The sequence below is a fragment of the Bacillus sp. GW821-FHT01G09 genome, from assembly GCF_059422205.1.
Genome location: NZ_JBWKWL010000002.1, coordinates 859,207 through 872,588, shown reverse-complemented (window position 1 = coordinate 872,588; position 13,382 = coordinate 859,207). Strand labels below are relative to the sequence as shown.

Below are 13,382 nucleotides of genomic sequence, written 5' to 3'. Positions count from 1 at the left end.
TTCCCACTCCTCTCTTATTTGAAAGTTTTCCAAAACATATCTTTAGAAGCCCCTGTGTCTGAATGCACTTTTTCCTGCACGTTTTGAGCTGATGGTTTGATTAAAACGGGCTGCCTATTTAATTCCGGCAAAGGCAGAGGTTTTCTTCTAATTGGACGAGCAACCGATTCATTCCAGGCTTCTATAATGAGATGGGCGTTCGTTCCGCCATCTGCAAAACAATTAATTGCCGCAGCCGGCGTTGTCTCCTTCCACTCGGCTTGCGATCTGCTGAAATACAAATCTGTTTTTTCTATATCAAAATACGGCATATTTTCATTACCTGACAGGAACGGAACCAATTGTCTATGCTTCAGCATTAAAGCTACTTTAATCAGGCTCGCAATCCCCTCTGCACATAATGGATGGCCGATGTTAGGTTTCACCGATCCCAGCCCCAACGGAGCCTTTGATTCAGAACGGTAAATGGACTGGATTGCCTTTAATTCAAGTAAATCTGTTACTGCCGACCCCGATCCGTTCGCTTCGAGATAGCTGATCTCTTCAGTCTTTTTGCCGCTTTTTTCAAGCGCTGACAGCATGACGTCCTTTTGTGCCTCGAGATTCGGAGATGATGGGCCTGCCGTTCTTCCGTCATTATTAATCGCAGCGGCTTTAATGACTGCATATATGGAATCTCCGTCTTCAAGCGCTTGGCTGACGGTTTTGACGAGAACCATGCCCACGCCTTCTCCTAAAATGACACCGTCTGCCCGCTTATCAAAAATATGGAATGACGGTTTGTCACATAAAAGTCCGCGCTCATGAAACATTCGATGCGCATCAGCATCAAGCAAACTGACGCCGCCTACAACCGCTGCCTCAATATCTCCGCTTCGCAGAGCCTGAATGGCCATATTCAGCCCCACCAGTGCAGAGGAACAAGCGGTATCCAGGACAATACTCGGTCCCTTCAAGTCAAAAAATTGTGAAATGTTAGCCGCTAAATAGTTTTGTCCGCCAGCGACTATCGGATTTTTTGCTTTTGAAAGACTGGCCGGATCAGGCTTGTGCTGGCTGCGGCCTCCTATATAAACACCAGCCCTCATGCCTTTCACTTCTTTCTCTGTATAACCGGCGTGATACCACAGCTTCAAGCTTTCCTCCAATACAGCCAAAGCTTGAGGGTCCATCGCTCTGACATCGTTTTCGGACATCATGAAGAAATCATGATCAAATCGGTTCATTTCATCAATGAGGCCCGCGTAATTCGAGCTGGAGTTCCCGAATCGTTCAGGCGGAACAGGCGCAATCGCAGACCGTCCATCACGTATTAAATCCCAGTATTCCTCTAGGGTTTCTGCTCCCGGGAACCTGCAACTAAGACCGATGATAGCGATGGCCTCAGCAAGAAGTGCCGTTTTTTCATGGCTTATCTGTTGCGGCCGCTGTTCTGGCACCGGCTTCTGTTTCATTGCTGATTGCGGCTTGACAGGTGTCTGTTTCTCAGAAACAGATGGCTGTAAAACAGCTGATATGTCATATTTCGAAATGAGCCAGTGTGCAAAGGATTCTATTGTCGGGTATTCAAACAAAATTGACGGATCAATATCTCCATTTAATTGTTGGTTCATCTGCTGTACCAGCTGGGCCAATATAATCGAGTCGATTCCGTATTCTTGGAAAGGTTCATCCGTTTCAAAGTCTTCTGCAGCTATTTTCAGTTCATCTGAAAAAAGAGTTACGAGCCAGTCGACTGTTTCAGGGAACAGGTTGCGAGTGCCGGTTTGCTCTTTCGTCTCAGGATGCGAGAGAGCTTCGACAGGCAGTGACGGCTGCATCAGCTTATCCGGCTTCCAAACGTTTGTATCTGGTACTGCCGGCAGCACGACAGCATACTGTCTGTCTGATAGAATCTGGTCAAGCAGCTGTAATCCCTCGTCGTTTGTCAAACTGATCAATCCAGTTTGTTCTAAAGCTTTGCTTCGAACCTCGCCTAAACCGGTCTCCTTCCAGTTAGGCCACTGAATGCTTACAATGGGACATTTATCTTGATGAGCCTCCGCAAAATAATCCATAAAAGCATTTGCTATCGCGTAATCAGCTTGTCCTGCTGCTAGTGCAGGGATGGCCGCTGATACTGATGAAAACAAGGTGAAAAACGCCAATGGTTCATCCTGAAGCAGGTCAAACAACGTTTGCAGACCTTCAACTTTCGGTTCAAGCACCTGTCCGATCTCTTCTAGTGATTTTCTGATAAAAGCCGGGTTTTGTTTGTTCACCATCCCGGCACAATGGATGACTCCGCCAATCGCCCCCATTGTTTCGTGTATTGTCTTCAGGCTCTGTTCGACAGCAACCCTGTCTGTGAGATCCAGAGACAGCACCTGAACTTGCGCACCCATGTCTTCTAGCTCTTGAACGGCTTTTATTTTCTCGGAAAGCGAGGAAATTTTTACCGAATTCCACTGGTCACGCGGCGGAAGCTCTTCACGGCCGATAAGGACCAGCCGCTTAACGCCGTATGTTTTCACAAAATGCCGCGCACACAGCAAGCCGAGACCTCTTGTCCCGCCTGTAATAAGCAGGACTTTGTCTGTTGAAAACGATACTTGCTTATGACTAAGAGCGGCTTCTGCTGGCTGCTCTGCCAAATATGCGCGATATCGCTGTCCGTTTCGATAACAGACTTCTGATTCTGTGCTCTTGGCATAATATTCAACTGCAATCAGTCTGGCCAGCTCCTCATGAGAGGCTTCGCATTCCATATCTGCATGTCTTGAAGTAAGATGGCTGTACTCACTTTGAAGCATGCGGTATAAACCGGCCCGTGAAGCACCAGACAAAAGAACACCTTCATTTGCGTAGGCCTCCAGCCCCTTTGTTACACCCAAGATCGTCAAATGATGCTTGCTTGCACGTCCTTGCTCGATCAGCTTTTGGAGCCAGTTTATCCAGCCCATAGAATGCTCATGGCTCGTTCCGCACCCGATCAGATCGATTGCTCCAGCAACGTGTTCATAGTCAGCAGCAGATACCCGATCCAGCTCTTGGCTGTCAAATATACGGTATGTCGAGAAATACGTCGAAAGCTCTTCCGCTAATGCCATTGTCTCCTCATTTGCCAAAATGGCGACGGTTTGATTCGTCATTTCTGCCGGTTCAATCGGACAAGGCTGCCACTGTTTACGCAGAAAGCAGCGCTTTGGCATCAGTTCGGATTGAGGCAGAGCTGTAGCAATGGTTTCGGGTTCACCTTCTTGAGTTGGCAGCCAGTAATACTCTTCCGCGAACGGATAAGCAGGTAGGCTGATTCGGCGAGGCGTGTATTCCCCATAAAGCTTGTTCCAATCTATCTGCAGCCCTTTCACCCATAGTTCCGCTACTTTCTCCAGCCTTTTTTTCTCTATCCATGTTTGCAGCAATGCTTTGGCATCATGATCCGTTTCAAACAGCTTGATTTCGCTCTTCTTCGTTTTCACGTGAGCAGCAAATATGCTGCCGTTCGGCATTTCAGCCAAATAATCATCTAAAGCTTTGATCAGCATTTCTCTCGAATCCGCCAAAAACGCCATGCGATAATCCATTGCTTCCCGGCCCGTCTGAAGCGTGTATGCCATATCCTCCAGATCGATATCTTCATTGGAAGTTACGAAATCTTTCATTGCTTCCGCATAGGCCTTCAATTGCTTCTCTTTTTTCGCTGAAAGTACAAATAATGCTGAGCGGTGCTGCTTTGTTAATGGATCGTTCCTCTTGTCAGGCTGATATTCCTCTATCACAATATGGGCATTCGTTCCGCTATATCCGAAAGAGCTCACACATGCTCTCCGCGGTTTTCCATCACCCGTTTCCCAAGGCTTAAGCTCCGTATTTACGTATAAAGGAGAATGCTCAAATTCAAAATGCTCATTCGGTGTCGTGAAGTTCAATGTCGGCACAAGTGTTTTATGATTCATGCACAATAACACTTTTTGAACCCCGGCTACTCCTGCCGCCGCGGATGTATGGCCAATATTGCTTTTGACGGAACCGATTGCGCAAAACTGCTTTTTGTCTGTTTTTTCTTGAAATACGGTGGACAGAGCTTCTAATTCAATTGGATCGCCTTGTTTTGTTCCTGTGCCGTGCATCTCGACATAACTGATACTCTCAGGATGTATGCCGTATGTTTCATATATGTCTCTTTCCAGATCCATTTGGCTTTTTGCACTCGGTGCCGTGATTCCGTTTGTTTTCCCGTCCTGATTAATACCCGAGCCAATGATAATGCCATAAATATGGTCACGGTCCGCTTCCGCATCTTTCAGCCTTTTCAGAACCAGCGCACCCGCACCCTCGCCGGGCACAAAACCATTCGCGCTATTGTCAAATGCTTTACATTGTCCATCAGGTGAAAGCATGCCGGCCTCACACATACTCATGTAAGATTCCGGCGTCAGGTATAAGCTGACCCCGCCGACCAGCGCCATATCAATTTCTTTGTTTATAAGTGCCTGGCGCGCTAAATGTGTGCCGACCAATGAAGATGAACATGCGGTATCAATAGGAATCGCTGGCCCTTTTAAATTAAGAAAATACGGAATACGCGCCGCAGCGATCGCAAAGCTGTTCCCGGTGGCATTTGCTCTTGCCTGCCGATTCAGCATAACTCCATATTCATTGCTCATAATCCCAAGATAAACGCCGCATTTTTTCTCATTTAATGTTCGGGCATTATATCCGGCATCCTCAAAGGCTTTATAGCCTTCCTGCAAAAAGATTCGATGCTGCGGGTCCATCAATTCCGCTTCTGATGGCGGAATATTAAAAAACAATGGATCAAAATGTTCAATATCATCCAGCATCCCCATTGATTTGCAGTAGACTTTCCCTTTTTTGTTGAGGACAGGATCATAGTATTTGTCTACATCCCACCGTGATGTTGGAATGTCCCGAATGGCATTTCTCGCATGAACCAGGTTATCCCAGTACTCTCTTACATTACGAGCGCCCGGGTATCTTCCCGACATCCCGACAATCGCTATCGCATCCTCCGGGCGGTCTTGATGAACAGGAACCGTTTTCTTCACATGTTCTTTCTTTATTGGATGTTGAACAGGCTGAAGGGGCCGTTCTGCCGGCTTTGGATTAGATGATGCTGCTGGCTTTTGCTGGGCTGCTTCGAAAGAGTCAGTATGCTCTATCTTTCTATCAAGATGAGTTCCAAGCTCGGACTTTAGCATTTCGGCAAAATCACGTATCGTTGGATAATCATATACTCTGGTTACCGTAAGTGACGTTCCGTATTGCTTGTTCACCGCTTTTATCCATTCGAGTCCGGTAATCGAGTCCATTCCGATATCTATGAACGCTTCGTCAATATCCACCTCGTATGGCTCCATGTATAACACGTCTGCTATGCTTTCCCTCAAGTTTTCATGCAGCGTTTCAATTGCTACAGTATATTGTCTTGATGCAGATATTTCTGCCGCTGCATATTGAATCGTTTCTTCAGCCTCCTCTTGCACTGGCTGATGATGTTCTAACGGCTGCAGAGATATATTAGCCGGTTTAGCAGCAGGTACCGCTGTTTTTTGTCTGATCGGCGTGTACGTCTCCGTTTGTTTTTTCTCCCCAGCCTGTGTGCTTAACTCGTGTGCTAAGTAAACAGCGAAATCACGTGTTGTCGGATAATCATATACCTTTGTGACATTTAGTGATGTGCCATACTGTTTATTTATTGCTTTTATCCATTCGAGCCCGGTAATCGAGTCCATACCGATATCTATGAATGCTTCGTCTGGATCAATCTCGTTTTGGTCCATGTACAGCACTTCCGCTAAGCCCGCTGTCAGTTCATCGCACAAGGCTTCCGCCGTGATCGTCTCTGTTTCTGTATCTGATGGAACACGCTCTAAACGATCCTGATTGGTCATTAAAGGCTGTAACGTAATATTGGCAGGCTTGCTGCTGGCTTCTCTGGTTACAGACGGCTTTGGAAGGACAGGCTGTACCGGAACGAATGGCTCCTCCGTTCTTTTTTCCTCAGCCATTGCATGTACGTCTATCCAATAGCGATCTCTTGCGAAAGGATAGACAGGTAAACTGATACGCCGCGGTTTTTGATTCTGATAAAGCGTGCTCCAGTCGATTCGCAAACCTCTTACCCACAGGTCTAAAACCTTCGCATATTTTCCTTTTTGCAGCCATGCCTCAATTGTTTTTGACATATCCTCATCAGCAGCAAAAGCAGCAATGGCTTCTTTGTTGCTCTTTACTTGTCCGCGATAGACATATTCACGATTTTCTGTTCCGGAGATACATTCATACAGCTTTTCTTCAAGCTCCTGCATCGTTTCCGCAACGAACGCCAGCCGTTCGTTCATCGCTTCCCGGCCGACTTGCAGCGTATAGGCAATTCGGTGTAAATCTGCTTCAACATATGTTTGTTCACGAATGGCATGCAGCAATCGCTCCGCGCGTTTCTGAAGTCTTTCCTCATTTTTTGCTGAGAGCACAATGACAGCCGGCTGTTTCCTCGCTGGTAAACGCTCCTCCACAGGTTCCGGAGCATACTCTTCTATTAAAATATGGGCGTTCACACCTCCGGCACCAAATGAAGAGACTCCTGCGATTCTCGGTAATTCGATGTCTTTGCCATTGACACTGATGATCGGCCTCTTCCACTCTTCTAGCTCTTGCTGTACTTTAAACGGCGAGTTAAGGAAATCAATATTCGGGTTCAGCACGTTTGAATGCAGGGAAGGCGCAAGCTGCCTGTATTTCATTTGGAGCAATACCTTCGTTACTCCTGCGATACCTGCCGCACTCTCACAGTGCCCGATATTTGATTTGGCTGACCCTATTGCACAAAATTGTTTGTCATCGGTTTCTTGCGTAAACACTTTGGACAGCCCTGTGATTTCAATAGGATCACCGAGAGAGGTTCCCGTGCCGTGGGCTTCGATGTAACTGACTGTCCGCGGATCAACCTTCGCTTCCACAAACGCCTTTTTGATGACATCTGCTTGGGCATTCGGATTGGGCACTGAGTACCCGTTTGTTTTTCCCCCGTGGTTGATGGCTGTCCCCTTAATGATTCCATAAATGTGATCACCATCTTCAACTGCTTTAGACAATGGCTTCAGAAGCACTGCTCCAACGCCTTCCCCCGGCACATAGCCGTCTCCGCCCTGTCCGAAGCTTTCACATCGGCCTTTGCTGGACATAAATTTGTTCTGCCCGAGCATCAAATATTTATTTGGATGGATTGACACATTCACGCCGCCCGCGAATGCCGCCTCACACTCTCCGCGCTGCAGGCTTTGGCAGGCCAAGTGGATAGCCGTTAAAGAAGAAGAACACATGGTGTCTAAAGCAATACTCGGTCCGTGAAAATCAAAATAATAAGATACCCGGTTCGCGATGGATGATGGATTTCCCGTTAAAGCCAGAGACCTTCCCCGCACCTGCTCTTGTGCCCCGTACAGCTGATATTCTTCGTACATGACACCGACGTAAACACCGACGCTTCCGCCAAGCTCAGCATCACGCTTACGGCCGAGGTGCTCTCTTGTATAGCCTGCGTCTTCCATCGTTTCATACACGCACTGCAAAAATAAACGCTCTTGCGGGTCCATTAATTTTGCCTCACGCGGCGATATATGGAAAAACTGCGGATCAAACTTGTCTACATCCTTCAAGAAGCCTCCCCACTTGCTGTAGGTTTTTCCAGGCTTGTCTTTATCTTCATCATAATAAAGACTGTGATCCCAGCGGTCTGCAGGAATTTCAGTAATACAGTCTCGACCGTCTCTCAGGTTTTCCCACAATTCATCAATGTTGTCTGCCTGCGGATAGCGACCTGAGATACCGATGATCGCGATTTCTTCCGTTTCCTTCTCTCTTAACTGCTTCTGCTCTTTATCTCGCAAAGGAAGAAATCCAGACTTTCTTAGGGTAACTGGGATTTCAGGTTCTGATTTTCTTTCAACAGAAGGTTTTCCTGTTTCAATTCCCAAGATGTCCAGCAGTTTTTCTCTGCGGGAATCAATAAAATACCGTGTTAATGAGCGAATATCCTGATATTCAAAGAACAACGTCTTGGACAAAGAACCGAATCCTTTTTCTAATTGACCCGTTACATGCATGATCATGATAGAATCGATCCCGTAATCCTCGAGAGGAGCTTCAGCATCAATCTGGCCGGCTGGCAGCTTAATCACCGAAGAAAGCACCTGTTTAAAATAGTTCTCCGCTTTTTCTCTTAGTATCTCTTCATCAATTTCCCCGATCATGTCTGCTTTTTCTGCCTCCTGATTGAGACTGCTTTTTTTGATATCGTGAGATTGGCCTTTGCCATGTCCCGTTTCATGTAAAAATGCACGAATCCGATCAGTAACACCGGAAGCAACTAACACTTGCGGCTTTCCTGACGTCCAGCCATGATATAGCGCCTGAATCCCACGATCTGTTTCCATGGCCACCATGCCTGTTTCTCTTTTCAGCATTTTTGCAGTTTCCGCATCAATTTGCATGCCCCCGTCTTTCCACAGCGGCCAGCACACTGAAAGAGTTTTTCCGTAACGCTTGTGCAGCTCTGCTTGGCCATTTCGATATTCGCTGAATGCATTCATAAATGCATTGGCCATTGCGTAATCAGCCTGTCCCGCGCTTCCTACTGCTCCGGCACCTGAGGAAAAAAGGATAAAGAAATCGAGCGGAATATCTTTCGTTGCTTCGTCAAGGTGAATCAGTCCTGCTACCTTTGGAGCAAGAACGGTTTGAACCTCTTCTTTCTTTTTCTTCATAATGAAATTATCTTTTATTAAACCGGCGCTGTGAATGATGCCATCTAAGTCTCCATAAACGTTTTGGGTTTCTTTTAATAAGGCATCAACCGTTTGTTTGTCAGCCAGATCAGCTTGTCTGTAAATCGCTTGGATGCCAAGTTTCTGTAAGGCTTTAAGCTTCTTCTTCTTCCTTTCATCAAGCGGAGAGCGTCCTGTCAGGATCACAACCGCATCATTCGTTTGGTTTGCAATTTCAGTTGCAAAGATGAATCCAAGACCGCCCGCACCGCCTGTGATCAGATACACGCCTTTATCCTTCCATGGCATGTCAGCACTTAGGTGCTCACCAGACACTTCTTTCCACTTGCTTACAAATCGCTTCCCTTGCCAGTGGCGGATATGCGTGTCACGCGGATAGCGTCTGTTTTCCTCCAATATTTCGAATAGGTCACCAGCTGACATCCCGGTTTCTATTTCGATCAACTGTCCTGTCAGTTTTGGATTTTCCAGTTCAGCCGTTTTGAGCAATCCAGTTAAGCCGCTTAATAGCTGAGGCTCGTCCAACGCAGGCACCGCCACTTGAATGAATGTTTGTCCCCCTGTTTTTGAGTGCATTAGCTGTTTGATTTCTTCAAATAACTGTATGGCATAACCTTCAAACCGTTCATCAATTGTCTCTGTATCATGCTGCAGAACTGTACAGTCAAGATGATTTTGGAGGCTTTCCATTTGTTCTCCAACATCACAGACAACGACTTTATACGTGTCGTACTCTATGAGCTCTTGCCTCTCTGCAGCACGTTCTTCCCAAATATGTTCGAACAATAGCGTGTCAGTCGCTTCAGAAGGACCTTCTTGATCTATTTCTAACACTCTTGCAGAATAGCCCGTCAATCGCACGCAAACCTGCCCCTCTTCATTGCATAAATCGATATCAAGCTTCTGCATACGATCCCCAGCTGTACTGCCCTCGCTATATGTGATCCGCGCCCACATAGATGCCTCGCAGCCTTTGAAGATTTGGACATCCTGTATGGCAAAAGGCAGCATTGCCTTTCTGTCTTCTAAACTCGTAGCTCCTCCCAGCCTCAAACCGATAGATGCTTGAAATGCCGAATCTATCATGCTCGGATGCAGAATATAATGGTCTTCTGTATCAGAGATTACAGGAGGCATCGTCAATTTCACTAGAACTCCGTTTTCGCCGGCATATAGGCTGTCGATCGCTCTGTGGCTGTCACCATAATGAATACCCATTTCTGTATAAGCCTCGTAGCAATCAAAAGGTGACAGCGTCCGGCCATTATAGCTTGCCTTCAGTTCTTCAATGTTGATGACCGGATTTTCACCAGCCTCACAAAGCACTGCACTCCCTTGCCCATATACAATCGGCGACTCCTCTGCGCTTTCAGGGTCCCGGCAGATTTCAAATGTAATCTCACCATTGTCCTCAGGATATAGACGTACGTCTATATCTTTCTGCTGTTCCGTGACGGCGAACGGCCGGACCCAGACGATATTCCGGAGCCGGAATCCTGTCGGGAACTGATCCGCAGCTGCCCTTTCCACAGCTTCCCGAACCATCTCCAATAAAGCTGCGCCAGGTAAAACGTGTTCGCCCTTTATGACATGATCCTTCAAGAAAAATTCACGGCCTGTAAACGCTGAACGGAAGCGGACACCCGATATGTCGGACACATTTTGATGCAGAAGAGGATGCAGGATGTGCCGCTCCTGTATTGAACGATCAGTCTTTTTCTCCGCTTTCGGCACCCAATAACGCACCCTCTCAAATGGGTAAGTCGGCAGGCTGATCCGCTTTGGTTTGTTTCCCTCGTAAAGCAGCTTCCAGTCAACACCAGATCCGTTCGCCCACTGCTCCGCAATTTGATCAAGTTTTCTTTGCTCCAGCAATTTATGTACCGATTCGGCGGGACGCGATGGTTCGCTTCCTCTTGACACGCGGCCCTTCCAGCAATGCTGAATGGTTTTTCGTCCTTCTATAAAAGCCTTCAATTGGTCGCTCAATTCTTGAATTCCGGATGCTAAGAAAGTAACCCGTTCTTCCATCGGTTCACGGCCTACCTGCAATGTATACGCCAAATCTCTAATCTGAATCCCATCATGAAGAAAATCCAAGAGACGTTTTGCATATACACGGAGACGTTCTTGATTACGGGCAGAAAGCGGAATAACTGCGGATATGTCAGAATCTGAGGACAAAGAAACGTCCTGCTCCGCTGTTTGAGGAATATATTCCTCAAGGATAATATGTGCGTTTGAACCAGTTGCTCCGAAGGAACTGATACCCGCCCGCCGCGGATAAGGGACCTCTTCCCCATTCTCCTTGATAACAGGCTGCTTCCACGTTTCTGTTTCATGCTGTACATAAAATGGAGACTTTTCAAAATCAACGTACGGATTCAGTTCTTCCGAATGCAAAGAAGGCACAAGTTTTTGATGGTGAAGCTGAAGGGCAACCTTGCTTAAACCGCTGATCCCCGCGGCGGATTCGGCGTGCCCAATGTTCGACTTTACAGAACCGATTGAACAAAACTGCCGATCCTGCGTATATTGGCGGAACGCTTTCACTAATCCCTGTATTTCGATCGGATCTCCTAAGGACGTGCCGGTTCCATGGGCTTCCACATAACTGATCGTCCGCGGGTCGATTCCCGTTTTCTCCAAGCATGTCTCAATCAGATCAGCTTGAGAAACAGGGCTCGGCACTGAAATGCCGCTTACAGTGCCCACATGATTCACAGCACTTCCTTTAATAACCGCATAAATGCGATCTCCGTCTTCCTCCGCCTGGCGCAAAGGCTTTAATAAAACCGCGCCTATACCCTCGGCCGGCACATAACCGTCCCCATCCTTTCCAAACGTACGGCAGTGTCCGTCAGTGGAAAACATATCCCAGACCCCGTATGTCATATATTTATTCGGGTGCAAAGACAGGTTCACTCCGCCTGCTAACGCAACATCGCACTCACCGTGACGTATGCTTTCCAACGCCAAGTGCACTGCGGTCAAAGAGGATGAACATACCGTATCGACAGCCATACTCGGACCGTGGAAATTACAAAAGTAAGAAACACGGTTGGCGATTTGCGCATAGTTGAGCGAAAGAGGAAACACATTTTCTGCTGATGCTTCTTCAGCTCCGACTAATGTATAATCCTTGTGCATGACACCGGCAAAAACTCCTACATGCTGCCTTTTATTTCGTCCTTTAGGCTTGGCCAACGTCTTTGGCGTATAGCCCGCATCCTCAATCGTTTCCCAGCATGTTTCTAAAAACAGCCGCTCTTGAGGGTCCATTGTCTCCGCTTCTCTTGGCGTGATTCTGAAAAATTGAGGATCGAAGCAGTCGGGGTCATCAATAAATCCTCCCCATTTGGAAATGTCCTTACCCGAAGGAGATGTGATTCCTTCAAGTCGCTGCCAATCCCAGCGCGACTCAGGAATCTCGCTAACGCAGTCCTTTCCCTCTTTCAGATTGTTCCAAAATTCATGAATATTGGCTGCCTTCGGATACCTGCCCGCCAAGCCGATAATCGCAATATCGCCTGCTGCCTCAATAGGTGCAGGACGAGAAGCTTCAACAGTCTTACGATCGTTTATTGTGTCGGAAACGCGTGCTCTTTCATTCTGGCCAAGGCCAAGGGAACCAGCGGCACTAAAATGCTCAGCATATTCCTCGGCAAGAAACGCTGACAGCTCCGCTATGGTGGTATGCTCAAACAGAAGAGTCGGCGAAAGGCTCTCACCGATCTTATCACTGATCGTTTCTACCACCTCAAGCAAGCCCGATGAATTCAGTCCCATTTGGTAATAACCGACCTGTTTTTCAACTTGTTCTACCGGCTTATTGATTTTCTCTGCGATTAATTGACTTACGAACTGTTCAGCCCCGCTATAGGAATTAACGGGAGAAGATACCATGTCAGCAGGTTTCTCACGCTCAGCAGTGTCCGCTCTTGTCATCTGTGTCTCCTGTGCATTTTGATGTTTTCCGCTAATCAGCTCCGCTTCTCGCACCAATTTGCTTGTAAAGTTTTTCAACTCAGCCACTTTTTCTCCCGACGCATTAAAAAATTCAAGTGTTACATAAATCAGCTCTTTTTCCCGCCGGACGGAGGAGCGCTTAATTCTTGTCATGCAATCCGACTGCAAAAGTGCAGAAGCGGAAAAGGATTCATAGAACAGAGGCAAATACAGCCTCTGTTCTCCTTTAAGCAAAGATGTGAGCAAATGATTGGCACCCACCCCGCTCCCGTCTATGAGAGTCGGGTGAAACATAAAGCCTTCTGCGTGAAGCATGGCTTCCGAACCGAGAGAAAGCTCAAGAAGAACGCCGTCTTCCTCTTCATAGATGCAGCCTTTTGCTTTCATATATTCGCTGTGCACCAATTCCTGACGTCTGCATTGTTCATATACATCATCAAGCTGAACAACGTTCTGTGCAGATGCTTTGATTTGACTGAAATCCAGTGTTTCTTCAAATATGGCTGGGGAGTCTGCGTGCATGTCAGCCTTCATATAGAGCTTTTCTTCCGAAGCTTCTTTCCCGTCACGTTTTTCAATTCCCTTGGCTGTGATTTGCCACTTTCCTTCTTTTTTCTCCGC

General features: G+C 47.1%; 1 protein-coding gene (running past one end of the window). It reads right to left on the bottom strand.

Annotation, left to right across the window (positions count from 1 at the left end; all coding sequences use genetic code 11):
* Window positions 1–14 precede the first annotated feature (14 nt).
* A protein-coding gene (pksL, locus tag AC07VD_RS09780) for a polyketide synthase PksL (RefSeq protein WP_494721718.1) crosses the window boundary here: on the bottom strand, window positions 15–13,382 show its 3' portion. The gene runs 246 nt beyond the window's last position; only the last 13,368 of its 13,614 coding nucleotides appear in the window; its start codon lies beyond the right edge, outside the window — the gene reads right to left on this strand; it ends in the stop codon at window positions 15–17.